The sequence below is a fragment of the Roseibium sp. HPY-6 genome, assembly GCF_040530035.1.
GTDB lineage: Bacteria > Pseudomonadota > Alphaproteobacteria > Rhizobiales > Stappiaceae > Roseibium.
In genome coordinates this window covers 424,925-449,283 of sequence record NZ_JBEWCD010000002.1, presented here as the reverse complement: position 1 = coordinate 449,283, position 24,359 = coordinate 424,925, and the positions used below count along the sequence as shown (strand labels likewise).

The 24,359-nt window shown below is 58.4% G+C and carries 21 protein-coding genes and 1 tRNA gene; 14 read left to right on the top strand and 8 right to left on the bottom strand.

Annotated elements, in window-relative coordinates; all coding sequences use genetic code 11:
• Positions 1-8: 8 nt before the first annotated feature.
• Entirely contained in the window at positions 9-1,313 is a 1,305-nt protein-coding gene (locus ABVF61_RS13475) for a carbohydrate ABC transporter permease (protein ID WP_353994066.1), read from the bottom strand.
• Between the two features lie 68 nt (positions 1,314-1,381).
• Positions 1,382-2,752, bottom strand: a complete 1,371-nt coding sequence (locus tag ABVF61_RS13470; protein ID WP_353994065.1) for an ABC transporter substrate-binding protein — start codon at positions 2,750-2,752, stop codon at positions 1,382-1,384.
• A 422-nt stretch (positions 2,753-3,174) separates the two neighbouring features.
• On the opposite strand from ABVF61_RS13470, the gene ABVF61_RS13465 reads away from it, so the two are divergent.
• The 5 genes from ABVF61_RS13465 to ABVF61_RS13445 all read left to right on the top strand — a co-directional run bounded on the left by ABVF61_RS13465 (position 3,175) and on the right by ABVF61_RS13445 (position 7,847).
• Positions 3,175-3,567, top strand: coding sequence for a Spy/CpxP family protein refolding chaperone (locus ABVF61_RS13465; protein WP_353994064.1), 393 nt, complete (start codon positions 3,175-3,177; stop codon positions 3,565-3,567).
• 58 nt (positions 3,568-3,625) lie between these two features.
• Positions 3,626-4,249 carry a Spy/CpxP family protein refolding chaperone gene (locus tag ABVF61_RS13460; RefSeq protein WP_353994063.1) on the top strand — a complete coding sequence of 208 codons (624 nt, stop codon included), beginning with the start codon at positions 3,626-3,628 and terminating at the stop codon, positions 4,247-4,249.
• A gap of 32 nt (positions 4,250-4,281) precedes the next feature.
• Positions 4,282-4,968 (top strand): response regulator, encoded by a 687-nt coding sequence (locus ABVF61_RS13455; protein ID WP_353994062.1) that lies wholly within the window; start codon positions 4,282-4,284, stop codon positions 4,966-4,968.
• Between the two features lie 10 nt (positions 4,969-4,978).
• Positions 4,979-6,259 carry a HAMP domain-containing sensor histidine kinase gene (locus tag ABVF61_RS13450; RefSeq protein WP_353994061.1) on the top strand — a complete coding sequence of 427 codons (1,281 nt, stop codon included), beginning with the start codon at positions 4,979-4,981 and terminating at the stop codon, positions 6,257-6,259.
• Between the two features lie 190 nt (positions 6,260-6,449).
• Positions 6,450-7,847 carry an amidase gene (locus ABVF61_RS13445; protein ID WP_353994060.1) on the top strand — a complete coding sequence of 466 codons (1,398 nt, stop codon included), beginning with the start codon at positions 6,450-6,452 and terminating at the stop codon, positions 7,845-7,847.
• Positions 7,848-7,902: 55 nt separating this feature from the next.
• On the opposite strand, the gene ABVF61_RS13440 is transcribed toward ABVF61_RS13445, so the two are convergent.
• Positions 7,903-7,978, bottom strand: a tRNA-Ala gene (locus tag ABVF61_RS13440).
• A 152-nt stretch (positions 7,979-8,130) separates the two neighbouring features.
• Positions 8,131-8,523, bottom strand: a complete 393-nt coding sequence (locus ABVF61_RS13435) for a TIGR02300 family protein (protein WP_353994059.1) — start codon at positions 8,521-8,523, stop codon at positions 8,131-8,133.
• A 415-nt stretch (positions 8,524-8,938) separates the two neighbouring features.
• On the opposite strand from ABVF61_RS13435, the gene aroA reads away from it, so the two are divergent.
• The 5 genes from aroA to ABVF61_RS13410 all read left to right on the top strand — a co-directional run bounded on the left by aroA (position 8,939) and on the right by ABVF61_RS13410 (position 15,148).
• Positions 8,939-10,294: a 3-phosphoshikimate 1-carboxyvinyltransferase gene (aroA, locus tag ABVF61_RS13430; RefSeq protein ID WP_353994058.1), complete on the top strand. Its 1,356-nt coding sequence runs from the start codon at positions 8,939-8,941 to the stop codon at positions 10,292-10,294.
• Positions 10,291-10,917, top strand: coding sequence for a (d)CMP kinase (gene cmk, locus ABVF61_RS13425; protein ID WP_353994057.1), 627 nt, complete (start codon positions 10,291-10,293; stop codon positions 10,915-10,917). The genes aroA and cmk overlap by 4 nt, the downstream gene beginning before the upstream one ends.
• A 274-nt stretch (positions 10,918-11,191) precedes the next feature.
• Positions 11,192-12,889 carry a 30S ribosomal protein S1 gene (rpsA, locus tag ABVF61_RS13420; RefSeq protein ID WP_353994056.1) on the top strand — a complete coding sequence of 566 codons (1,698 nt, stop codon included), beginning with the start codon at positions 11,192-11,194 and terminating at the stop codon, positions 12,887-12,889.
• A 187-nt stretch (positions 12,890-13,076) separates the two neighbouring features.
• Positions 13,077-14,129, top strand: coding sequence for a DUF3616 domain-containing protein (locus tag ABVF61_RS13415; RefSeq protein ID WP_353994055.1), 1,053 nt, complete (start codon positions 13,077-13,079; stop codon positions 14,127-14,129).
• Between the two features lie 134 nt (positions 14,130-14,263).
• A complete protein-coding gene (locus ABVF61_RS13410; RefSeq protein ID WP_353994054.1) occupies positions 14,264-15,148 on the top strand; it encodes a DMT family transporter in 885 nt (294 codons plus the stop codon).
• A gap of 30 nt (positions 15,149-15,178) precedes the next feature.
• On the opposite strand, the gene ABVF61_RS13405 is transcribed toward ABVF61_RS13410, so the two are convergent.
• From ABVF61_RS13405 to mtnK, 3 genes are read right to left on the bottom strand one after another with little or no spacing between them, the layout of a single operon-like run.
• Positions 15,179-16,198, bottom strand: a complete 1,020-nt coding sequence (locus ABVF61_RS13405; protein WP_353994053.1) for a sugar-binding transcriptional regulator — start codon at positions 16,196-16,198, stop codon at positions 15,179-15,181.
• Positions 16,195-17,304 carry an S-methyl-5-thioribose-1-phosphate isomerase gene (gene mtnA / locus ABVF61_RS13400; protein ID WP_353994052.1) on the bottom strand — a complete coding sequence of 370 codons (1,110 nt, stop codon included), beginning with the start codon at positions 17,302-17,304 and terminating at the stop codon, positions 16,195-16,197. Before mtnA ends, ABVF61_RS13405 begins: the two co-directional genes overlap by 4 nt.
• Positions 17,301-18,575 carry an S-methyl-5-thioribose kinase gene (gene mtnK, locus ABVF61_RS13395; RefSeq protein WP_353994051.1) on the bottom strand — a complete coding sequence of 425 codons (1,275 nt, stop codon included), beginning with the start codon at positions 18,573-18,575 and terminating at the stop codon, positions 17,301-17,303. The genes mtnA and mtnK overlap by 4 nt, the downstream gene beginning before the upstream one ends.
• Positions 18,576-18,701: 126 nt before the next feature.
• Here mtnK and ABVF61_RS13390 point away from each other — a divergent pair, with 126 nt between their 5' ends.
• From ABVF61_RS13390 to ABVF61_RS13375, 4 genes are all read left to right on the top strand, one after another.
• Complete coding sequence (locus ABVF61_RS13390; RefSeq protein ID WP_353994050.1) at positions 18,702-20,216, top strand: sugar ABC transporter ATP-binding protein; 1,515 nt, start codon at positions 18,702-18,704, stop codon at positions 20,214-20,216.
• Between the two features lie 10 nt (positions 20,217-20,226).
• A complete protein-coding gene (locus ABVF61_RS13385; RefSeq protein WP_353994049.1) occupies positions 20,227-21,240 on the top strand; it encodes an ABC transporter permease in 1,014 nt (337 codons plus the stop codon).
• A 54-nt stretch (positions 21,241-21,294) separates the two neighbouring features.
• Positions 21,295-22,317, top strand: a complete 1,023-nt coding sequence (locus ABVF61_RS13380; protein WP_353996423.1) for a substrate-binding domain-containing protein — start codon at positions 21,295-21,297, stop codon at positions 22,315-22,317.
• Between the two features lie 227 nt (positions 22,318-22,544).
• Complete coding sequence (locus ABVF61_RS13375; protein ID WP_353994048.1) at positions 22,545-22,973, top strand: FKBP-type peptidyl-prolyl cis-trans isomerase; 429 nt, start codon at positions 22,545-22,547, stop codon at positions 22,971-22,973.
• A 93-nt stretch (positions 22,974-23,066) separates the two neighbouring features.
• Here the strand turns inward: ABVF61_RS13375 and ABVF61_RS13370 are convergent, their stop codons facing one another.
• The gene (locus ABVF61_RS13370; protein ID WP_353994047.1) at positions 23,067-24,296 is read right to left on the bottom strand and encodes an MFS transporter; all 1,230 of its coding nucleotides are present in this window, start codon (positions 24,294-24,296) and stop codon (positions 23,067-23,069) included.
• Positions 24,297-24,359: the final 63 nt, after the last annotated feature.

Here is a 24,359-nt window from a genome sequence, read left to right as displayed (position 1 = left end):
TCCGACTCCTACTGCTCGATCCGAGGTTTGCTGATCATGGTCTTGAAGTCGAAAAGGCGCAGATACATCAGCGATGCCACGATGCCGATGATCACGAGAACGACTGCCAGGGATGCGCCGTAGCCGTATTCGAGGTTTCCGCCATAGTTGTTGAGCGCAATCTTGAAGGAATAAAGCGCCCAGACATCCGTTGCGCTGCCGGGACCACCGTCGGTCGACAGGTAGATGTATTCGAATGACGTGAGCAGCGAGAGCGTCTGATAAGCGGTCGTGAACAGGATCGGCCAGCGCAGCTGCGGAAGGATGATGTACCAGACCTGTTGCCATCTGCTGGCGCCGTCGACCTCGCTGGCGTAAAGCATGGAGGAGGGTATGGCGCGTATGGCACTGGAAAAGAGGATCATGCCCATCGACGCCCCGACGAATCCGTTGATCAGAATGACAACGACCCAGGCGTGATAGGCGGTGTCCAGCATGAGGTTTCTTGGCGCAACGTCGAAGAAGCTCAACAGTGTCGACAGGAACCCCGTATCCCAGGTCATCCATTTCCATAAGAGCACATAAAGCACCGGCGGCAGGATCCTGGGCAGGAACCAGATCGTGCGAAACGCCGCCGCTTGTCCGGCTGGCAAATAGAACGTCGTGATCGCAAGAAACAGACCGAACCCAATGTTGAATGCGAGGGTAAAGCCGACATAAACGCCCGTATTGGATGCGGCCCGGTAGGTCGACGGCAAAGACGCCATCCGGGAATAATTTTCCGTCGTCCAGACCCAGCCGGTATAGGCGTCTTTGGTGATAATCTCGGTCTCTTCCGGTGTCAGATTCAGATCGAGCTCATGCAACCCTTCGAGGAAGTCTTCACGGTTCGAATAGCGGGTGTTCAAGATGGAACGTTTGAAAAGATCAGCCGCCTTTTTCAGCTCGCGTGTCGATTTGGGCCTCGATCTGATTTTCTTGAGCGCGCGCTCCAGATCCCGTCGCCCCTCAAAGCTCTGGTCGAGAAGGGACTTTTCGATCGCATTGGCAAATTCAGTTCCATAAGCCGCCTTTACGTCTGCTATCCCGGCAGCATCGACCCGGTAGATATTGCTTTCAAGGCTTTCGATCACGTCCGGCTGCAGACCGTCTTCCCGCAGCCGCCGGACAGTGTCCTGAGAGACCTCATAGGCCCCTCCGGTAATTCCGGTGGATGTGCTCATCGAGGTGAAGGAAAACACACCTGTCAGAAGGACAGGCACGAGAAAGAACAGCACGGAAAGAACGATTGCCGGTGCCATGAAACACAGGCCGAAAAGGTCAGCGCGGCGCATAATGAACCTCTGGAAAAACAGCCGGGCAGCAAAGGGAGTGAAACGCCGCCCGGCCGTCGTTGGTGCAGTTAACGAACGATCAGATCGTCGCCGAGCGTCGCCTGCATTTCAGCTTCAACTTCAGCAACCGCTTCCGCCGGTGTTTTGGTGCCGGTCCAGGCTGTTTCCAGACCCTTGAACATCAGTTCGGAGAACTGGCCGTATTTCAGATGGTTCGGCTGGGCGTTCGCGTGGCCGAGCAGACGATCCGTCGCCTCTGCTGCCCAACGGTCATTTGCGTAAAGCTCGATGTTGGACTGTTCCTTCGAGATACCGAGATGCGCAGATTTGATCGCGTGCAGGGAATTGATGCGTGGCTCGGACGCGATCTTGATCAGCTGTGCAGCGATCTCCACGGCCTCTTCATCGTCCTGGGTTGTCAGGAGATAGGCAAGCGGGTGGGTGATGGTATTGGCGCGGCCGTTTTCGTTGCCTGCAGGGATCAGCGTGAACTGAATGTTGCCGAAGAAATCATCCAGGCCTTCCTTGCCGGTGTAGCGCGCATAGTGCCATGTGCCACCATGCCAGAGAGCCGCCTTGCCGGAAGCCACTTCCGAATACCACTGTGCCCAATCGGTACCAATGTGGTTCTTGCGGGTGACCCCAGCTTCAACGGCGTCCACGAAGAACTGGTAGAAATCGGTCATCGCCTGTTTGTCGAGGACCAGCTTGCCAGTTTCAGGATCAATCAGTTCGCCGCCGAACGACTGATAGAACTGCGCATAGTCAGGTCCGTTGGAAACGCGCGGATAGAAGCCATAACCTTCTTCGACCAATTCCATGTCGACAGCTTTCTTGGCATCTTCCAGCACATTCTGCAGCGTGTATTCGCCAGACTCGACCTTCGCCGGAAGCGCCTCGATTTCCGCGTCAGTGTAGCCGATCTTCTTGAGCGTATCGATCCAGAAGAAGAACGGACGGCTTTCGGCATCCTGCGGCAAGCCGACGACCTGACCGTTGTAAGAAGTGATTTCAACGAGGTTGTCGTAAAGATTGTTCAGGGGCCACGCGTCCATGTCGACATAATCCTCGACTGGAACAATCAAACCGGCCTGGCTCCAGGGCGCAATGTCAAGGTGGCTGGTCACAACGATGTTCGGTGCGGTGCCGGCTTCTGCCGCGAGAGTGACAGCTTGCTTGAATTCCGCCCAACCGGCGAAATCACGCTTGCCTTCCACGGTGATGTTCAGCTCTTCGCCATTGATCGCGTATTCCCGTGCCAGCATGTCAGCAGCCATTTCAATGGCTTCAATGCGATAGGCATCGCTGTCGTTGGATCCGCCTGCCCAAACTGAAATGGTCAGGTCCTTTGCCAGGGCTCCGCCGGCGACAGTCGACGCCGTGAGGGCCAGAACAGCTGCCGCCGTAGACTGGCGCAGTCTTGATACGAAAGTGGTCATGATACTCACCTGCTCTCTTTCTCGCGCCGTTTCCGGAGTGGTTTTTCAGCGCAGAATTCAATGTTTGCACACGTGTGCAAATCGATCAATACAGACGAGTCATTACGGCTGTGTGACACCCTTTGGCATTGTCGGAATTCTTCGGGCGACGGCAGCAGGATCGCATTGCGACGCAACAGAAATAAGTCAGCAGAACTCATTTTCAGCGCTCTCTCCAACCCGGCAACAAGCGCGCAGCAGGAGCGAATTGTCTCCACGCTGACCGGCTTTACAAAACTTTACACAAGCGAAGAACGCCAGAAACCGGCGCCGACTATCTGTTGGAGGCAGCGGGAGGCTTGGTGCCTTCTTACGTGCCGTCGGCGGACACCGACCCGCCCCGTCTCTGGTGCTTGCCGGCGGCCCAGAAAGGGAAACAGGATATGGAATCACATTTCCGGACCGGGCTTTGGCGAAGTTACATCGCCACAGCTGCTCTGGTCCTGTCATTGGTCATGACAGCTGGAAGCGTCCACGCCCAAGCCGCCGCGGAAGCGCCTCGAATAGCAGAAGTCGCAGCCAAACTTGATCTTACGGCAGCTCAGGAACCGGCCTTCACCCGCATCCTGCAAGCGCATGTTGCAACAACAAGATCTCTTCTTGAAAAGCACGGTGTCGATCCGTCGAAGGGACGGCCGCCGATGAAGGTGATGCGCGCCCTTCGCTCAGAGATGCTGCAAAACCGCCAGAACCTGGAAACGGAACTTGCCGCTGTACTGACCCCGCAGCAGCTGGACCAGTTCAAGAACTTATCGCGGGAGCGCTCGCGCCGTTGACCCCTACCTCACCGCAGACTGGCAACCGGCCCTTTTGCAAAACACACAGGAGCCCACAATGTTGAACAAACTCGAAAACGCGCGTCTCAGAGTAACAACGACCAGGACCGGTCAGGTTATTGCCGCCTGCATGATCAGCGCTGGAATCCTTGCAGTTTCAGCAATGACTGCAACCAGCGCGTCGAATGCGATCGGCTTCAATCAGCTGGCACTTCACGAAAGCGCGTATTCCGGAGTTGCTGGCGTTGCCGATACCGAGAAAGCAGGTTGGCGCAGGGGCTCTGCAGGCCCCGGCATGTTACATCGGCTCAGCGATGCGGAAATCGAAAAACGGATTACCCGCGTTGTACGGCATATCGCGATTGAGATCGACGCAACACAGGATCAGGTCGACGAGATCATAGGTATTGTCACCCCGGTCGCGATTGGCCTGAAGGAAACCCACCAGCAATTTGCCACCGTTGGCGAGGATTTGCGCAAGCTGCTGCTGGCGGAGGATGTCGACCGTTTCGCCGTCGAGGCAATCCGCGCCGAAAAACTTGCTCTTGCGGATGAGGTCAGCAAAAAGCTGACGGGCGTGATGATCGAAGTTACCGCGGTGCTGACACCTGAGCAGCGTGTGCAACTGGACGAGCGTATCACTGAGTTCCGTGCTATGCGTCCGGGGTTTCGCCGGCACTAAGCCGGTTCAACCCAGATCGAGACACGTGAAGAATGCCACAGCAAATTCTTCTCATTGAGGACGACACCCGGCTTGCCAAGATGGTTCAAGACTATCTTGGCGAGGCAGGCTTTTCGATCACGATCGCCGCGACCGGACAGGAAGGGCTGACGCTTCAACACCAGCGTGCTTACGATGCGATCCTGCTGGACCTCATGCTGCCTGATGCAGACGGTCTTGATATCTGCCGGACGCTGCGGGCCCACTGCCGCACACCGATCCTGATGCTGACGGCGAAGGGCGAGCCGATGGATAGGATCATCGGCCTGGAGCTCGGTGCGGACGACTATCTGCCCAAACCCTTCGAACCACGCGAGTTACTGGCGCGGCTGAAGGCAATCCTCCGGCGCGGTCCTCTTGAACCGGACAGCCAGGTTCTGCGGTTCGGACGCCTCGAGATAGACAGCTCCGCCATGGAGGCCAGGATCGATGGTACGCTCTGCAATCTGACCGCCCACCAGTTTCAGCTTCTTGAAATCCTGGCAGGCCGGGCCGGCCGGGTCCTGTCGCGGGATGCGATCATGACCTTGCTGAAAGGCGAGAGCCTGGCGGCTTTTGACAGGTCGATCGATGTCCACGTGTCTCGCATCAGAGCCGAGATCGAAGACGATCCCAACAAGCCCCGCCGCCTCATAACGGTGCGCGGCGCGGGGTACGTCTTTGCCCGTTCGCAGGAATAGAGCCGGCATCATGCGCCTTTTCAAATCCGTCCTGATGCGCAGGCTTTATCTCCAAATCTATGCGACCATCGTTGGCAGCCTGGTGCTCGTGGTAATCCTCTCCGGGCTCTTGTGGGAAGCTGTCGGCCGGGAGCGGCTGAACCGCAACATTCTGGACACTGTAAGCCGTTTCGTTGCGCTTACCTTGCCGCCGGCGGATGCCAGCCACGCCGACCAGCAGCGGACCATCCAGGGTCTTGGAGCGGAGCTGGATATCGCCCTTGCGCTTTTTGACGAAAACGGAGATCCGATCGCCGTCTACGGTGAACCAGATATGCCACCGGAGCGGCGCTCGGGTGAAACCGGCTGGTTCCGGGCACGCGGAGGGCCCATTCTTTCCCTGGCACTCCCGGACGGACGCTGGCTTGTTGCCGATGCCCATGACGGTTCGCCTCTCGAACCGCTTCTGAACCTTCTTTTTACACTGGCGCTTGTTGCCGTTTGTGTCGGCATTGGTGTCTATCCGATCTCCCGCCGCCTTGCAAAACGGCTCGAAACACTGAGCCGGGGTGTTGAGCGTATCGGATCGGGGGATCTTCATGCCCGGGTCGATGTCCAGGGTCAGGACGAAGTTGCCCAGCTTGCGCGCAAGTTCAATGCAGCAGCCGACAAGATCGAAAATCTCGTGACCGCACACAGGATGCTCCTGGCCAACGCCTCGCATGAATTGCGCACACCGCTGGCGCGCATCAAGCTTGGGCTAGAAATGGATCAGATCGACGGAACGCAGGAACGGCGGGCAGCCCTGAAACGCGACATACTCGAGCTTGATGCGCTCATTGATGAAATCCTGGTGATGAGCCGCCTGGATGGCGATATGCCGGTAGAGCGGTCGGAACCGATCGATCTGCTCGCGCTCATTGCGGAGGAATGCGCGCGCCATGACCATTGTTCTTATTCCGGCAACGCACCTGAAATCTCCGGCGATCCGAGGCTTTTGCACCGCATGCTTGGAAACCTGATTGAAAATGCCGTCAAACACGGTGAACCGCCGGTGACGGTCAGTCTCTCGGTCTCCGGGCAGACCATCAAGATTGACGTCATCGATTGCGGCCATGGAATCACGGAGGCCGAATGTGAAAGTGTTTTCCAACCCTTTTATCGCGGACCTGACAAACAGAACGTGGATGGTTACGGGCTCGGCCTTCCCCTCGTGCGCAAAATCGCCGAGGCACATGGCGGCACAGCGTTTGTCGTCGCCGTCCCGAAAGGCAGCTCGATGATCCGGGTGAGCCTGCCTTTGACACGCTGAAAAGGCGTAAAACGCACTTTCGACTGTCGCCAACGCGGCAAGTCTCTGGAAACGGTTCTTTCGTTTCCTGTCTTCGCGCCAACGAACGCCATCACCGGGATGTTTTCCGCTGAGGGAAAAGAATTTGGACTGTGCAGCGCCACAAAATCACCTACCATCACGAGAGGTCCGAGATGAGAGGTGCTTGCCCATGAACGCCGCCGATTTTGCATTTCAGGATGCAGACGCACTCTGCCGGATGAGTGCCCGCGATCTGGCAAAGGGCTATCGCGATAGAACGATTTCTCCGGTCGAAGTTACCACAGCCTGTCTCGCCAGAGCGGACAGTCTCGACCCCGTTTTCAATGCCTTTACGTTCATCGACCACGAGGGAGCGCTTGAGGCGGCGCACGCCTCCGAGGCGCGTTGGGCCGAAGGGGAACCGCTGTCGGAGGTTGACGGCGTTCCGGCAACCATCAAGGACATTGTCTGGGTGAAGGACTGGGTGGTCCGTTTCGGCAGCGCGCTGACGAGCCCCACCCCTTTTCAGGAAGACGCACCAAGTGTACGCCTGATGCGCGCCGCCGGTATCGTTTTTCTCGGCCAGACAACAACACCGGAGTTCGGCTGGAAGGCCATCACGGACAGCAAGGCCTTCGGCGTCACCCGTCACCCGCACAACACTGACCTGACCCCCGGCGGTTCATCGGGCGGTGCCGCCGTGGCGGCAGCCCTGGGTGCCGGTGTCTTTCACCTCGGAACGGACGGTGGGGGATCGATCAGAATTCCATCGGCCTTTTGCGGCCTGACCGGACTAAAACCGACGTTCTCGCGCGTGCCTGCCTATCCTGCGAGCGCCTTTGGAACGGTCGCGCATATCGGCCCCATGTGCCGCAATGCCGAAGACGCCTTCGAGATGCTCAAGGCAATGTCCGGGCGGGATCGCCGCGACTGGTATCAGGGTGAAGGACGTCTTGACGCGCTGGACAATGAGGCTGTCGAATTCAAGGGATTGCGCATCGGCTACTGGACCAAACCGCCCGCAGGCCGTCTTGATCCGGAAGTCGCGCAAATCGTCGACGGGCAGGTGAAATCGCTGGAAGCTCTCGGGGCCATCGTCGAACCGTTCGACCTGCCCGGATCCGATCTTCTTGAAACTTTTCACGTGCACTGGTTTTCCGGCGCGGCGGCGCGCCTGGCATCATTCAGCTCCGCCGAATGGGACCAGGTCGACCCTGGCCTTTTGGAGATAGCGGAAACAGGCCGGTCTTTTTCGGCCCAGACCCTTGTCGCCGCACAGGTTGAGCGGGCCGAGTTTGGCGCAAAAATGGATGCTGCCCTTGAGACGTATGATTTCATCGTGTCGCCCGCCGTCACCGTTCCGGCTTTCGGCGCCGGCCTGGAAGTCCCGGCAGGCTCAGGCCTTGGCCGATGGACCGAATGGGCAAGTTTCAGTTTCCCGATCAACCTGACCCAGCAGCCGGCCGGCGTTGTTGAATGCGGCAAGACACAGGCAGGACTACCCGTCGCACTTCAGGTGATCGGTGCGCGCGGCAAAGATGCGAGGGTTCTGTCGTTTTTGGGTATTGTTGAAGAGATGCGCGGATAATAGCGCACCCTGCGGCACCATTTCGACCCTGGGCGGATTTTGAGAAGAGAGGAAATGGTGGAGCCAAGGGGGATCGAACCCCTGACCTCTTCGCTGCCAGCGAAGCGCTCTCCCAGCTGAGCTATGGCCCCATATTCCATTGTCGGCCGGTGTCAATCCTCCGGCGCTGATGGGGGCGGAACATAGTCACACCGCCCCTCAAGATCAAGCAGAAATTTCGGTGAAACCGCCTGCTGAAAACCGAACAGAACAGACAGTCAGAAATATCTTTCCGATCAATATGTTACTGGTCCTGATCGTCCTCGATCTCGACCCTGATGCCGGGGACCGAGTCTTCGTCTTCGTCCTCGTCTTCGAGGAAGACGTCGTCGTCGTCGCTTTCATCACTGTCGATTTCCACGTCGTCGTCGCCTTCAAGATCCGGCACGTCATCGGAGCCTTCCGCTTCGGCGTCGGCTTCTTCGAGCGTCACGATTTCCGGAGCTGCCGCGTCCTCTTCTTCTTCGTCGTCTTCCGGCTTTTCTTCTACCTTGGCCGCCTTGGCAGCGCGCGTGGTCATCACCGTTTCGAAAATGGTGCCGCATTTCGGGCAGGTAATCGGATCGCGATGAAGATCATAGTATTTAGCGCCGCAGCTCGGGCAGAGCCGCTTTGTGCCAAGTTCAGGTTTTGCCACTGTGCTCACCCTTCATTCGTTTTCTGGCTGACAATTCGGTGGGCCGCGCATAGCGTCAAGCTCAGCCCGTGTCAAAGCCAAATCGGTAAAAAAATATGTTCGCCCCATTCTTCTGCATGTTGCGAGCCAAATATCAAGCGCGTGAAAAAGTTCTCGCCAAAAAACTCACACGTGCGTGCACATGGTTCCGGTCAGACCGAAAGGCCGATACGGTGGCAGGCCAATTGAGGCGGCGGGCGACGTCCGGGGCTTGTTACGGGATCATAATTTACGGCCGTGCGACCTGCGCCAAGGTCCTGAGGCACGCCGCAATACCATTGTGTTTGCTTGTTGAAAAACACGGGTGATGACGGAACAGTATCCGCGTGATAGGACGTGACACCTTTTGCAAACTTCAAAGTTCCGGACATTGAAAATGTCACATGATACCGCGCCGACCCCACTCACCGCGAGCACCGGCAAACCGCTGACCGGCACGATCCGTGTGCCGGGCGACAAATCCATTTCCCACAGATCCCTGATGTTCGGCGCACTGGCCGTTGGCCGCACGACCGTCAAAGGTCTTCTGGAGTCTGAAGACGTTCTGGCGACTGCCGATGCGATGCGTGCAGTGGGTGCGACGATCGCAAAGCAACAGGATGGTCAATATACTGTCGACGGCATTGGCCTCGGAAGCCTTCTGGAACCGGAACACGTGATTGACTTCGGCAATGCCGGCACAGGCGTACGTCTGACCATGGGTATATTTGGCAGTCACAATATCGCGGCCACCTTCGTGGGCGATGCGTCCCTTTCAAAACGGCCTATGGGCAGGGTTCTCAATCCTTTGCGCGAGATGGGGACCAACGTGATTGCGCGTGACGGTGACCGCCTGCCGGCCTCCATTCGCGGTGCAGAAACGGCCTTGCCGATCATTTACCGGGTCCCGATGCCGTCCGCGCAGGTCAAATCAGCAGTGCTGCTGGCCGGGTTGAATGCACCGGGCGAGACCACCGTGATCGAGCCTATCCCGACACGCGACCACACAGAGAAGATGCTAAAGGGGTTCGGTGCCGAGATTTCCGTTTCCCTGAACGAGGCGGGGGAGCGCGTCATCAGGCTCAAGGGTCAGCCGGACCTGAAACCGCAGGATATCGATGTGCCGGGCGATCCCTCTTCAGCAGGCTTTCCGCTTGTCGCGGCACTGATCGTTCCAGGCTCGGACATCACAATCGAAAACGTTCTTCTGAATGAACATCGCACCGGACTGATCACGACCCTCATCGAGATGGGTGGTGATATCGAAATCGTAAACCGGCGCGAGACAGGCGGAGAAGAGGTCGGCGATCTCAGGGTCAAGGCCAGCCGGCTGAAGGGCATCACGGTGCCGGCGAGCCGAGCGCCCTCGATGATCGACGAATACCCGGTTTTGGCCATCGCCGCGGCCTTTGCCGAGGGCGACACTTACATGCCGGGTCTCGACGAGTTGCGCGTAAAGGAATCCGACCGGCTTGCGGCGGTTGCGCGCGGGCTTGAGGCAAACGGCATTCCTTGTGTCGAAACCGAAGACACGCTTACGGTCACCGGCGAGGCAAACGCGATTGGCGGTGGCACGGTAACAACCCATCTCGATCACCGCATTGCGATGGCCTTTCTGGTTCTGGGCATGGCGGCGCACAAACCGGTCACCGTGGATGACGGCGCGGTCATAGCGACCAGTTTCCCGACCTTCACGGCACTCTTTGAAGATCTCGGGGCGACCTTGTCCATGCAGCCGGGCGAGGCGGCATGATCATAGCGATTGACGGTCCTGCAGCTTCGGGAAAGGGAACTCTCGCGCGCAGGCTCGCCGACCACTTAAGCATCCGGCACCTCGACACAGGACTGACTTATCGCGCCGTTGCGGCTGCGTTGCTGGCCAAGGGGCTACCGCTCGGAGACGAAGGTGTTGCCATCGAGATCGCTCAAAATCTCGACCTTGCTCACATGGACAAGACGGTTCTTGCCGCCCACGAAATCGGCGAAGCCGCCTCCCGCATTGCTGTGCTGGGTGGTCTGCGCGAAGAGCTCGTCAATCTGCAGCGCCGTTTTGCGCAAACGCCTCCGGGCGCTGTTTTGGACGGACGCGACATCGGCACGGTTGTCTGTCCTGACGCGACGGTCAAGCTGTTCGTCACGGCCTCTCCTGAGGCACGCGCACGCAGACGGACCGACGAGATGATCTCCAAGGGAAACGATGCAAATTACGCATCGGTTCTCGACGATCTGAAGCGCCGAGACGAACGGGACAGCCAAAGAACTGTCGCTCCATTGAAACAAGCTGATGATGCGGTCTTGCTTGATACGACAGAAATGGATATAGAGACGGCGTTCCAGGCGGCCGTGGATATCGTTTCCCGCGCAAAGGGTGCCTAGAGAGAAGTGGGGTTCGCCTTGAAGGTGCGCCCCTTTTAGCGCATCCGGAACACTTGGCCCGTGAGGCCGACAGTTCTTGATTAGAACGACATGTAATTTCGGCAGGGCGCTGCGTATCCGCGCCCTGTGGCGAGACTGGATTTTCCGTCTTCCGCCCCCGCCGGCCCGCTTTCGAAGCGGCAGGATCAGCGGACACCGCGATCCCGGGAGATGGAAACTCCAGAGTGCAACACCAACCCGCCGGCGGTGCGCCAACAGGCGCTCAGGAGAATAAATGACCGATTTCAATCCCTCTACCGAGGATTTTGCAGCTCTTCTCGAAGAGTCTTTCGTCCAGCATGACCTTTACGAAGGTGCCGTTGTCAAAGGTACCGTCGTTGCAATCGAAAAAGACCTCGCCGTCATCGACGTCGGCCTGAAGGTCGAAGGCCGCGTGCCGCTGAAGGAATTTGGCGCCAAGGGCCGCGACGGTGAAATGAGCGTCGGGACGGAAGTTGAAGTTTACCTGGAGCGTGTCGAAAACGCTCTTGGCGAAGCCGTTCTATCGCGCGAAAAAGCCCGCCGCGAAGAAAGCTGGGTTCGCCTGGAAGTCGCTTTCGAAGCCAACGAGAAAGTCAACGGCCAGATCTTCAACCAGGTCAAGGGCGGGTTCACCGTCGATCTGGACGGCGCTGTTGCCTTCCTGCCGCGTTCGCAGGTCGATATTCGTCCGGTTCGCGACGTGACCCCGCTGATGCACACACCGCAGCCGTTCCAGATCCTGAAAATGGACAAGCGCCGTGGCAACATCGTTGTCTCACGCCGTGTCGTTCTGGAAGAAACCCGCGCCGAACAGCGTTCGGAACTGGTCCAGAGCCTGGAAGAAGGCCACACCGTGGAAGGCGTCGTCAAGAACATCACCGATTATGGTGCGTTCGTCGACCTCGGCGGTATCGACGGTCTGCTGCACGTCACCGACATTGCGTGGCGCCGCATCAACCATCCGTCGGAAGTTCTCACTATCGGCCAGACCGTCAAGGTGCAGATCATCCGCGTCAACCAGGACACGCATCGCATCAGCCTCGGCATGAAGCAGCTTGAAACTGATCCGTGGGACGGTATCGAAGCCAAGTATCCGATCGAAGCGAAGTTCAACGGCCGCGTGACCAACATCACCGACTACGGTGCCTTCGTCGAACTGGAGCCGGGCATCGAAGGCCTGATCCACGTTTCGGAAATGTCCTGGACCAAGAAGAACGTCCATCCGGGCAAGATCGTTTCCACTTCCCAGGAAGTCGAAGTGATGATCCTGGAAGTCGATCCGGTCAAGCGCCGCATCTCGCTCGGTCTGAAGCAGACCTTGCAGAATCCGTGGGACGCGTTCGCAGAGCAGTTCCCGATCGGCACCAATGTCGAAGGCGAAGTCAAGAACAAGACCGAATTCGGCCTGTTCATCGGCCTCGACGGCGACGTGGACGGCATGGTTCACCTCTCCGACCTGGACTGGAACCGTCCGGGCGAGCAGGTGATCGAGGAGTACAAGAAGGGCGACATGGTCAAGGCCGTCGTTCTGGATGTTGACGTCGAGAAAGAGCGTATCTCTCTCGGCATCAAGCAACTCACCGGCGATCCGATGGAATCGGGCGCTGCCGGCGAACTGCGGAAGAACTCCGTCGTGACCTGTGAAGTCACAGAGGTCAAGGACAGCGGCCTGGACGTCAAGATCGCGGACAGCGACCTGACCGCCTTCATCCGCCGCGCGGATCTTTCCCGCGACCGGGAAGAGCAGCGTCCGGAGCGGTACTCCGTCGGCGACAAGTTCGATGCCCGCATCACGCAGTTCGACAAGAAGACCCGCCGCGTGACCGTGTCCATCAAGGCACTGGAAATCGCAGAAGAGAAGGAAGCTGTTGCACAGTACGGTTCTTCCGACTCTGGCGCGTCTCTCGGCGACATCCTCGGCGCTGCCCTCAAGCAGCAGTCCGAAGACTAAGGTTTTCGCTTCCCGAACCATCGGGAACGGAAATGAAAAGCCCGGCAGCAATGCCGGGCTTTTTTGTTGAGCTGGATTGTCGGATCAACCAACACGCCTCCAGTAAACTGGCCTCTTTACATAGACAATGCCACTCGCTTGTGCCCTGATGAACCGGACGGAAAATGGTTCGCCACGGGAGTGACCGATGCGCTTGTTTCTTGTTGTTCTCCTAGCATCCCTGATGACTTCACCTGCCTTTGCGGACATCGAACGCCTCAAGAGCAAATGGAAGGTCAAACCGGATTTCGAGAAGAGTGGAGCTGCTCGGGAATCGATCAGCGGCGCGGACTGCGCTCCGGACGGCGGATGGTGCCTGGCGGCCAATGATGAGAAGAACTATGCGCAGTTCTTCCAGATCGGGAAGGACAGGCTCGACCCGGACAAGAATGGGGTGATCCGGCTGCTGCCGAAAAAGGTCGACGGCGAGAAGATGGACGAGATTGATGCGGAAGGCGTGGTCTTCGTGCCGTCCGGCGATGACAACGCACCATCCTACTTTTATGTCACCGGCTCACACGGGCTTTCCAGAGGCGGCGATTTGCAACCGTCTCGATACTGGCTGTTTCGATTCCCGGTCGAAACAGGCACCGGCAAGCCGACTTTCACATTCGACGACAAGGAGGTCGCCCCGGAGGTTGAGCGAACAGACCTCCTGGCAGACACGATCGATGCCAATCCCGATCTTACCTCTTATTTCGAAGGGAAACTGGACCAAAATGGCGTGACCATCGAAGGGATCTCCGAGATGGACGGCGACATGCTGTTCGGTCTCAGGAGTCCGTGCCTTGCCAACCACGCGTTTATCCTACGGGTGCCTGGCAGCGAGCTTTTCAAGGAGACCCCACCCTCCTCAACAACGGAGAAAGTTGAGCTGGGCGACAATGTCGGTGTGCGCGATCTGACCCGGGTAAAGGATGGCCTTCTCATTCTTGCGGGCCGAAGCGACGACCGCCGCGGGGTTCAAGACTTCACCTGTGGTGAGGACCGATCGCCACCCTCACCGCCGCCCTCTCTCTGGTTCTGGAGCGGCAAGAATGGCGACTCTGCCGAACCATTTGGAGCGCTTCCCGGTGTTGATGTCAACGCGAGCGCCGAGACACTGCTTGTGCTCGAGGAAACCCAAACGGCCTACAGGGTGCTGGTGCTGTTCGACGGTGAGAAAAACGGCGCGCCGGTCGAGTTTCTGGTCAGCAAATAGCAATCACCACTGGTGCGCGCACATGCTCGCACCTTTTGGTAAGAGAACCGAATTCGGCCTTGCCGGGCTTGCAATGTTGCCGCTCATTTGGATGATCGCCGGATACTCTCGACAGTCCGTTTTGGATTTCCAACATGTCAGCCCTCGATCTGTGCCGCCTGGCCGGCACCGTCTTTCTTGCCGTCACGCTGGTGGTGATCGGCGATACCTGCGGAAAGCTGCTCACGCAGAGCGATGTGGATCCTTTCATCGTCGCCTGGTCACGCTTCGCGATCGGGGCGCTTGTCCTGTGGCCGCTCGCCCGTATCCAGTGGCGGGAACTTGCCGGCATGAAGGATTGGCGCGTGATCCTGCGGGCCGTCTTCATCGCGGGCGGGATCTCATCCATTCTGACGGCACTGAAAACCGAACCGATCGCAAACGTCTTCGGTGCCTTTTTCGTCGGACCGATCATTTCCTATGTCCTGGCAGTCGTCTTCTTGAAGGAACGACCGTCGACCACCCACACCATTTTGCTGGCCATCGGATTTCTGGGTGTGCTGCTGGTCGTCAAACCCGGTTTCGGCGTCACCACAGGCACGCTGTTCGCCCTGCTCGCCGGGACTTTTTATGGCTGTTATCTCTTCATGACAAAGCTGCTTGCCGGTGCCATGCGACCCACACGGCTGCTGATGTCGCAATTGCTGTTCGGCACGGTTTTGCTCACACCTCTCGGCCTCACCTCAACATTTCCACCGAATGAAACGGCCGTGTGGGCACTGCTTGTTGCGAGCGCCCTCGCCTCCACGGCGGGAAACTATCTTCTTGTCATTGCCAACCGGACGGCGGACGCAAGTCTGGTGGCGCCTTTGGTTTATACGCAGCTCATCTCCGCAACCATTTTAGGTGTCATCGTCTTCGGCGACTGGCCGGACCCTGTCGCGCTGCTGGGCTTGGCGCTCATTGCCTTGTCCGGGCTTGGCTCACTAGCTGTGCGCAGAAAGCCTGATGACCGGGCCACGATTATGCGTTCCGGCTGACATCGCGGCCTCGAACAGGGCCGCAATCCCTCAGTGCTCTTGTTCTGCCAGCGCCAGAAGCTGCTCCGCGGTTTCAGAACAGGTTGCGACGTGGGTGGCATATCCACCGCGAATGGCCGCAAGCATGGGTGCCGCGCGATCCGGGCCGGACCCAACCAGCAGACCCATATCCTTGTTGCGCATCTGATCCAGCGTGACCGCAATCATCCGGTCTTCGATGTCCCGGTTGAGGCCATTGCCGTTCCGGTCGATCAGACGCCCACAGATAACCCCGATCGCACCATCCTCCGCGCAAGCGTCGACATCGGCTTTGTCAAGGAGGCCTGTATGCACCACATGGCTGTCGCCACCGCAGGTACCACAGGCGAAAACCGTTTTGTTGCAAGTCGCAACAGCTTCCAGCTGCGCCTGGATAACCGGTTCCCGTTTCAGCTGCTCGACAAGGTTCTTGTCAGACAACACCAGCGGGACGTGCAGATTGACACAATGGGCGCTGTAGCGTCTTGCAAGGGTGGCGGAACAGGTCTCGGCTGCAAATCCCAGCGCAGCCGGGCGCGATCCGACAAGCTGAACCACGGTCAGGCCCTCGACAGCGACACGTGGTGCGGCTTCGGCAACACGATAGACTGTTTCACCCCACGCCACACCCAGCCTGTCACCCGGCGTCAGCAAACTGGGCAGCCAGTCGGCGACGACCCGCGTTACCCGATCAAGAGACTGCTCATTGCTACCGGGCGCGGATGGCACGACCAACGCATCGCGAAGACCAAACCGGTCGACGATCCGGCGCGCAAGATCCTGATTTCGAAAGACGTCGGTGTCGAGCGAAATCCGCACATAGTCACGCTTTCGCGCCTCCGCCAGATAGTTGACAACCGTTGCCCGCGAGATACCGAGACGCTCGGCAATATCATTCTGGTTCATGCCATCATGATAGTAGCACCAGGTCACCTCAATGATGGCATCCTCCTGGGTGCGCGCCCGCGTGGCGATGGAGCGGGGTCCGCTCCTGCCGTCCGCCGGCAACGACCTGGAAGGACCCGGACTCATGCGCTTTTGGCAAGCCTGGCCAAATCAGGAAAGAGCTCGGCCAACCCCTCAGCGCTCGCCTTGCACACACCTCGTTCGGTTATCAGCCCGGTGACGAGATGGTTCGGCGTCACGTCGAAGGCCGGGTTGCCGCCGGGCGTGCCGTTCGGAGTGACCTGAACCCGGCCGATTGTGCCTTCGGGAGTCAGACCCTGGATGTGCGTAACCTCTTGCTCAGCCCGTTCTTCAATCGGGATTTCAGCAACACCATCAGACACACTCCAATCGATGGTGGGCGACGGCAAAGCAACGTAAAACGGAACCTTGTTGGCTTGCGCGGCAAGTGCCTTCAGATAGGTTCCGATCTTGTTACAGACGTCTCCGCTGCGTGTGGTCCGGTCCGTGCCCGTAATGACGATGTCGACGAGACCATGCTGCATCAGATGTCCGCCCGCATTGTCGGTAACATACGTGTGCGGAATTCCATGACTACCAAGTTCCCAGGCAGTGAGTACTCCCTGGTTACGCGGCCGTGTTTCATCGACCCAGACATGGATCGGGATGCCGTTGTCATGGGCCTGATACATCGGGCTCGTGGCGGTTCCCCAATCCACTGTGGCAATCCAGCCGGCATTGCAATGCGTCAGGATGCGGACCGGTTCGCCCGACGATTTTCCCGCCGCGATCCTTCGAATGATCTCCAGCCCATGCTGGCCTATGTTGTAATTGATGTCGACGTCTTCATCAGAAATTTCGTGCGCAAGACGCAGGGCAGCTTCCGCGCGGTCTTCTACTGCCAGCGGCATCAGATGCCCACGGCAAAGATTGAGCGCCCACCGCAGATTGATCGCGGTCGGACGGGTCTTGTCCAGATACTCCCAGGCCTTTTGCAGGTTCTCGTCTGACGGGTCCAACCTGGCCGCCAGTGCCATGCCATAGGCGGCTGTCGCGCCGATCAACGGCGCTCCGCGCACGCGCATCTCGACGATCGCGTCGGCAAAATCCTTTAGCGTGTCAACCTGCTGAATACGAAATTCATGGGGCAACCAGCGTTGATCGATTATCTGGAGCGCGCCCTTGTCTTCATCCCACCAGAGCGAGCGATAGTGCGTCCCGTTGACTTTCATAGGATGTCCTCAGTGTTGACCTGGCGCGCAAGGGCGAGCAGGTCGTTGATGGAGCCAAAATTGTCCGCTTCCCGGATCAATTGCGCTCCCATGTGCAGATTGCGCGCTTCCAATTTCGCCTTAATCGCCTTGTCCTCGATCTCCTCGAAGTCGGCATTGTGGGCGAGCGATAACGTCCGGCGGTGCATTTCTATCCCGCAGAACCCGATCGCGTCGGTCATGATTTCGGCCAGCAATTCGGCGCAGGCATCAGCCGAGTGATGACCCTGGTCTTCAAACAGCGCCCCGGGATAGAGCATGCCGGTCCGCTCGGTTTGCCAAAGCAGCCTGAACTCCTCCTCGAACGCAACGACGGTCTCGGTGATGACCGACAGAAGCCATTCCTGATACGCGGTCAGTTCCTCTGCACCGCGATGCGCGGGCTGACTGAAATAGGCCATCAGAAAGTTTGCCAGCAGCATGCCGATGTCGAACCCCATCGGTCCGTACTGGACGAACTCAGGATCGATGACGCGGGTCTGCGTGTCGGTCGACATGATCGATCCGCTATGCAGATCGCCGTGCACCATCGTCTCCGTGTTAGAGGCAAATTTCATTAGGAGGCGCTGCACCTTGGCCTTCAGACGCGCATCAGATCTGAGTGCAGACACCACCGGTTCGAGCCCATCGGTGTGATGATTCATTTCCGCTTCGTGATAGGGATCAGTAAAGACCAGCGCCTCCGTGATCGCCGGAATTTCAATGTTGCCGGCAAACAGACTGACATCCTGTTTCTTGTCGGAGCTCTTCATTGACAGCTCCGATCCGCGGAAAGCTGTGCGGGCACAGAACTTGCCGAGAAACTCACCAAGGCCCGCAACCTTTTCCCCATCAATGAGCTTGCGGCGGAGGATCTTGTGAGGAGCAAGGTATTCCATCACGATCAGCGCCTGCTCTTCATCGAAGTGATAAATGGCGGGTACCGAGCCGGGATCTCTCTGTTCCTGCCGCAGCAAGGCGTGGTTTTCAAAAAAGGCCCGATAGAGCGGCAACGGCCAACTGTCGCCGACAAGGCGCACATAAGGCAGTGCCTGTTTGACGACCACCGTTCCCTCCGGACCCTCGACGATAAAGACAAGGTTCAGATTGCCGTCACCCACCTCGCTCACGGTCCATCCAGCCGGGTCTTTTCCGACGCGCGTTGCCACGGCTTCGACCGGTGCCAGACGCGCTGCGAGGGTCTCCGGCGACAATGGCCGATACTGCTCCGGCGTTTCCATGACTGCGATCATTCCTCCCTGTTCCGCCCAGATAATGATCAAGATTATTCAAAAGTCAACTGAGTTGACAAATGCCTATATTGCATGTTGTATCAGTGGCAAGCGGGAGGGGAACCCGCAAAAAATCTGGGAGGAACGGTGCAAAACGTCACCTGCAAACTCCGCGGTCTGGAAAAGTCCTTCGGGCAGAATCACGTTCTCAAGGGCATCGATCTGGATCTGCGGTCCGGGGAAGTCACTGCGTTGATGGGGGCCAACGGTGCCGGCAAGTCAACGCTCGTCAAAGTGCTGTGCGGCTATCACTTTGCCGACGCGGGCGAGATAGAGCTTGGTGGAAAACCGTTTTCGCCAGCCGATGCCGCAGACGCGATCTCCAAGGGTGTCGTGACCGTTCACCAGTCCATTGACGATGGCGTCATCCCGGACCTCGACGTTGCGACCAACCTGACGCTCGACCGGCTGACAGAGCCGGGTGTCGGCCTGTTCGTCAATGACAGGAAGCTCCGCAATCAGGCCCGGAAAGTTGCCGAGAGCATGGGCCTGACGATGGATGTGCGCATGCGGGTCGCCGACCTTGACGTCGCGGACCGCCAGATGATCGCAATTGCTCGCGCCATGGCGCGATCGCCGAAGCTGCTTATCCTGGACGAACCGACGTCATCGCTCTCCGCCACCGAAGCCGAACGCTTGTTCGAACTGATCGACCGGTTGCGGGGGGAAGGTGTCGCAATCCTTTATATTTCGCACCGCATGTCCGATATCAGGCGGGTCGCCGACCGGATCATTTCGATGCGGGACGGGGCTATTTCCGGCGTCTTCGAAACAGAACCGCTTGATTATGTCGGGGCCGTCAACGCCATGCTCGGCCACCAGATGACCGAGGTCGACATCGACCCGGTTCAAGGGGGCGAAACCGTGCTGCGCCTGGACAAGCTCAGACTGTTCGCCGATAGCCGGGACATAGATTTTGAAGCGCGGGAAGGCGAAGTGGTCGCCTTTACCGGGTTGCTCGGGAGCGGCAAGACACGCCTTGCCGAAGTCATCTACGGTCTTGCCGAACCTGCGGGCGGACATCTTGAGCTGGATGGCAAGTCCTATCGACCCACAGATTCGGGCGACGCTGTTTCAAAAGGCGTTTTCATGTCTCCGAAGGACCGGAGCATCAATGCTGTCGTTCCGGACTTCGACATTGCCAACAACATGACCGTGCCGTTTCTCGGCGCCTTCAGCAGCCTGTCTTTTTTGAACGACAAAAAGCAGCGAACCGCAGCCCGGGAGATGATCGAAAAAATAGGCGTCGTCTGCCAGAGCGACGCAGACGGCATCGATACGCTGTCGGGCGGCAACCAGCAGAAGGTAATGATCGGCCGTTGGCTCCTGAAGGCCTCACGCGTGCTTCTGCTGGACGAGCCGTTTCAGGGTGTCGATATCGGCGCGCGGCGCGATATCGGCCGCTACATTCAGCAAACCGCAAAAGGCCGCACAACACTCGTCTTTGTCGCGGAGATCGACGAAGCGCTTGAAATCGCCGACCGGATCGTTGTGCTGAACGAAGCCGCGATTGTGGGCGAATACATCAATCAAAATGTTGACCTGAACAGCCTGGTCGCGGACGTGTCCGGCCCCGGTGAACGACTGGCTCTTGCAGGATGAAGTTTAAAATATGAACAGCAGCGCACTCGATTTCGCAATTAAATACGGTTTCCTGGTCCTGCTCGGCGGGCTTGCCTTGTTCTTTTCACTCTATGCAAGCGGATTTGCCAGCCCGCGATCAGCCGTCTTCGTTTTACAGTCCGTCGCTATTACCGGCATTCTGGCACTTGGCGTCACCTGCACCCTGGTTGTCGGAGGCTTTGACCTCTCCATAGGTTCGGTTGCGACCTCCGCACTGATGCTGTCGGCCTATACCATGGTAATACTGGAACAATCGGCATTCGTTGCGGTTGCGCTGTGTCTGCTGATGGGCGCATTGGTCGGCCTTGTGAACGGATTGCTGATCGTCAAGATGCGGGTCCCGGACCTTTTGGCCACGCTTGGCATGATGTTTCTCCTGATCGGCCTGCAGCGCATCCCGACACAGGGCAACTCCATCGCAACCGGGATGAGCCTGGAAGACGGGTCCGTGGCGGAAGGTACTTTCTCCGCTGCATTCCTGTGGCTCGGCCGCCACCGGTTTGACCTCTTTCTCGACCGTCTCGTGCCGGTGCCGGTCGTGGTCTTCCTATTGATCGCGGTCCTGATCTGGCTCTTTCTCGGCTATACGCGGCACGGGCGGCTCATGTACGCAATCGGGTCAAACGAACGGGCCGCGGAGCTCGTTGGCACCAATGTGCATCGCTACAAGGTCGTCGCTTACATGATTTCCGGGATGCTCGCTTCGGTCGGAGGGATCCTGCTGGCAGCCCGCCTTGGACGTGGCGACATAGCGTCCGGAAACAATCTGCTGCTCGACAGTGTTGCCGCGGCGTTGATCGGTTTTGCCGTGCTCGGCGCGGCCCGTCCGAATGCTTTCGGGACGGCTGCGGGTGCGCTCTTCGTCGGGATCCTGCTTCAGGGCCTGACCATGATGAATGCGCCCTACTACATGCAGGATTTTGTAAAGGGGGCCGTTCTGGTCGCCGCACTTGTCTTCACATTCTATCTGTCTTCGCGGCGCGGAGGCAGAAGAACAGCGTGACGCCTGAAGGCGCCGCTCATATTGGGAGGAAACAATATGTTCAGACGTGAATTCATGAAACTGGCTCTTGCAGCCGGAATTGGTCTTGGAGGCGGCGGTGCACTTGCAGCGGACATGCCAGCGCCCTTCGACAAGCCCGAGGACGTCAAGATCGCGCTCGTGCGCTATCTGTCGACCGGTGACTTCTTCCAGTCCTATCTGTCGGGCGTCGAAAAGCAGGCTGAGGCGCTTGGCGTGGATCTGCGTGTCTTCGACAGCCGCCAGGACGCGGCGCTTCAGGCAGACATGGTGGATCAGGCGATTGCCCTTGGCGTCGATGGCATCGTGATCCAGCATGGCCTGACCGAATCCATGAAACCGGCCGCACAGCGCGCAGTTGATGCAGGCATCAAGGTCGTCGCTTTTGATGTGAATGTCGAGAATGACGCCATCCCACAGGTGGAACAATCGGATTATCTGCTTGGAAAAATGGCGCTCGAACAGGCAATCAAGGACAACGGCACCTCCTTCACCGCCGGGTACGTCTACGTTCCGGGCATTGCACCGCTCGACCGCCGTGACAAGGCCTGGAAGGAAGTGAAAGGCGACAATCCGGGCATCAAGGAAGCGGCCATGTTCGGCACGCTGGACAATCCGATTGCCAATTCCGTCGCCAACCAGGCACGTTCGGTGCTTCAGGCAAACCCGACCATCAATGTCGTGTTCGCGCCGTATGACGAATTCGCAAAAGGCGTCAAGATCGCGGTTGACGAGGCCGGACTGAACCAGGACATCAAGATCTATTCCGCCGACGTTTCAACGGCCGACATTTCCGCCATGCGCGAGCCGGACTCCGCCTGGGCGGCGACCGTTGCCACCAACCCGGCCGTGGTCGGCGAGGTAAGCGTTCGCACGCTTGCCCTGATGCTGGCCGGTGAAGACCCCGGAAAGCAGGTGATCGTTCCGCCGACCCTGATCACGCAGGACTTCCTCAACGAACAGGACGTGCGCAACATGGAGGATCTCGGCGAAAAGATGCCCCAGTTCCAGCACGCGGACGTTTCTGTCGCCGAATGGATCCCGCTTCCCGCGCGGTGATCCAAGCATGGATGACCCCGGCAAACCCGGTCCCAAGCGGCCGGGTTTGTTGTCATGACCACGGAACCGGCAACCGGACTGAATTTGCCCCGTCTTAGTCTTGTGACTACCGTAAATCTTGCAAGCTTTACAAATTTGCTTCGTGCTTTACGGTGCCCCTCATGTCGAGCATCCGCATCCCGCCGCGGCCTCAAAATGCAACTCAAAACAGAACTGCGAAACGCACAATGACCGAAGCCAAGGCCGGTGACACGGTTCGTCTTCACTACAAGGGAACGCTGGATGACGGCTCCGTCTTCGACTCGTCCGAAGGACGGGAACCGCTTGAGTTCACCGTCGGGTCCGGCCAGATCATTCCGGGTCTCGACCAGGCAATCCCGGGCATGAAAGTCGGCGACGAAAAGACCGTTCGTGTTGAAGCGGAGAACGCTTACGGGCCGATCAATCTCGAGGCCAGACAATCGGTGCCGCGCGCGAATATTCCAGACAGTGTTCCCCTTGAGATCGGATTGCAGCTTCAGGCGCAGACGGAAAACGGTGGCGTCATGAGTGTGACCGTCGTTGAGTTTTCCGATGACGAGGTCGTACTGGACGCCAATCACCCGTTGGCAGGTCAGGCCCTGACATTTGAGATCCAGATGGTCGGGATCAATTGACCCGGTCCACAGCCGGCATACTAGTGTGCCGCTAAACGATCCTAAAAACCCGCCTTTCGGCGGGTTTTTGCTGCACGGTCTGGAAAGGCCCGACTATTCTGTGGCTGCAGCCGACTGACTGTCCGGCTTCTCCCGAACCAGCGTTTCTTCCATGAACAGGACATAAATGATCAAGCCGACCGTCGCCGTCGCAGCAAGGGTTAAAAACCCAACGGTATAGCTGGTGAACTGCACAATATACTCGGCAACGATGTTGCTGAGCGACGCTCCTATCCCGATCAGCATTGCCAGAACCCCCTGGGCGAAATTGAAGCGACCTGTCCCTGCCGTGATGTCGGCAAGCACAAGCAGAAAGACCATTGCAAAAATACCGTTTGCAACACCGTCCAGCGCCTGGATCGCGACAAGCGCGTAGGTATTGTCGAACTGGCTGAACAGGATACCGCGCACCGGCAAGACCAGAAACGCGATCAGAAGCAGTGGTTTACGGCCCCACACGTCCGCCTTCTTGCCGCAGAAAATCGCCATGCCGATCATGACAAGCTGCGCGGCAATCACGCAGGCGGCCGTAAAAGCGACGCCGTGCTCTGCATCACTGTTGGATGACAGCTTCTGGCTGACCAACGGCAACATGGACGCATTGGCCGAGTGAAACAGGAAAATGCAGATGGCAAAGACCAGCAAGCGCCGGTCTTCAAACAGACTGAGGATTCCTTCCGGAGATTTTGCGCCGGTGTTTTCTTCGCCGACACCGCCGCGGGCAAGATCGTGATCGATTGCATCCTTGTTGATCAGCAGCGCGCAGAAAATCATGCCGCATGCCATCGCCGCCACAAGCCAGAATACGCCGAGAGCCGACCAGGTCAGCGCCAGTACGGCTGCGATCATCGCCGCGATCATGTTGCCTGCGTGGTTCCAGGCCTGGTTTGCACTGGTCTGTCTGGTGAAATAGGCGTGCCCGACCAGTCCCAGGGTCACAGCGGCAATAAGTGGCCCGAGAAACGCTGATGCGGACCCGATCAGGATCTGGGCCGTGTACACCGCGTAAGCGTCGTTGAACGCCAGAATACCGATGGTGCTGGTGGCAATGGCGATCGCACATATGATCAGCAACGTGCGCTTCCATTTTACCGTATCAACGATAGCCCCGGCCGGAGACTGCATGACGACGGTCGCAATGCTTCCGGCCGCAAGCGCGAAGCCAATCGCACCCGGCGACCAGTGCTGAAGCGAAAGCAGATAGATCGCGAGGTAGGGGCCGATACCACCGACAACGTCTCCGGCGAAGAAATTCACGCCCAGCAACGGTTTGTTCAACTGCATGGCCTGTGCCCCGGCGTTCCTTGGGTTTGCGACTTGATTCACAAGTATCACAAACAGAAACTG

Bases quoted from the DNA above. Each gene is read 5' to 3' on its own strand.
- ABVF61_RS13475 (WP_353994066.1), bottom strand. From the start codon at position 1,313: ATGCGCCGCGCTGACCTTTTCGGCCTGTGTTTCATGGCACCGGCAATC.
- ABVF61_RS13470 (WP_353994065.1), bottom strand. From the start codon at position 2,752: ATGACCACTTTCGTATCAAGACTGCGCCAGTCTACGGCGGCAGCTGTT.
- ABVF61_RS13465 (WP_353994064.1), top strand. From the start codon at position 3,175: ATGGAATCACATTTCCGGACCGGGCTTTGGCGAAGTTACATCGCCACA.
- ABVF61_RS13460 (WP_353994063.1), top strand. From the start codon at position 3,626: ATGTTGAACAAACTCGAAAACGCGCGTCTCAGAGTAACAACGACCAGG.
- ABVF61_RS13455 (WP_353994062.1), top strand. From the start codon at position 4,282: ATGCCACAGCAAATTCTTCTCATTGAGGACGACACCCGGCTTGCCAAG.
- ABVF61_RS13450 (WP_353994061.1), top strand. From the start codon at position 4,979: ATGCGCCTTTTCAAATCCGTCCTGATGCGCAGGCTTTATCTCCAAATC.
- ABVF61_RS13445 (WP_353994060.1), top strand. From the start codon at position 6,450: ATGAACGCCGCCGATTTTGCATTTCAGGATGCAGACGCACTCTGCCGG.
- aroA (WP_353994058.1), top strand. From the start codon at position 8,939: ATGTCACATGATACCGCGCCGACCCCACTCACCGCGAGCACCGGCAAA.
- cmk (WP_353994057.1), top strand. From the start codon at position 10,291: ATGATCATAGCGATTGACGGTCCTGCAGCTTCGGGAAAGGGAACTCTC.
- rpsA (WP_353994056.1), top strand. From the start codon at position 11,192: ATGACCGATTTCAATCCCTCTACCGAGGATTTTGCAGCTCTTCTCGAA.
- ABVF61_RS13415 (WP_353994055.1), top strand. From the start codon at position 13,077: ATGCGCTTGTTTCTTGTTGTTCTCCTAGCATCCCTGATGACTTCACCT.
- ABVF61_RS13410 (WP_353994054.1), top strand. From the start codon at position 14,264: ATGTCAGCCCTCGATCTGTGCCGCCTGGCCGGCACCGTCTTTCTTGCC.
- ABVF61_RS13405 (WP_353994053.1), bottom strand. From the start codon at position 16,198: ATGAGTCCGGGTCCTTCCAGGTCGTTGCCGGCGGACGGCAGGAGCGGA.
- mtnA (WP_353994052.1), bottom strand. From the start codon at position 17,304: ATGAAAGTCAACGGGACGCACTATCGCTCGCTCTGGTGGGATGAAGAC.
- mtnK (WP_353994051.1), bottom strand. From the start codon at position 18,575: ATGATCGCAGTCATGGAAACGCCGGAGCAGTATCGGCCATTGTCGCCG.
- ABVF61_RS13385 (WP_353994049.1), top strand. From the start codon at position 20,227: ATGAACAGCAGCGCACTCGATTTCGCAATTAAATACGGTTTCCTGGTC.
- ABVF61_RS13380 (WP_353996423.1), top strand. From the start codon at position 21,295: ATGAAACTGGCTCTTGCAGCCGGAATTGGTCTTGGAGGCGGCGGTGCA.
- ABVF61_RS13375 (WP_353994048.1), top strand. From the start codon at position 22,545: ATGACCGAAGCCAAGGCCGGTGACACGGTTCGTCTTCACTACAAGGGA.
- ABVF61_RS13370 (WP_353994047.1), bottom strand. From the start codon at position 24,296: ATGCAGTTGAACAAACCGTTGCTGGGCGTGAATTTCTTCGCCGGAGAC.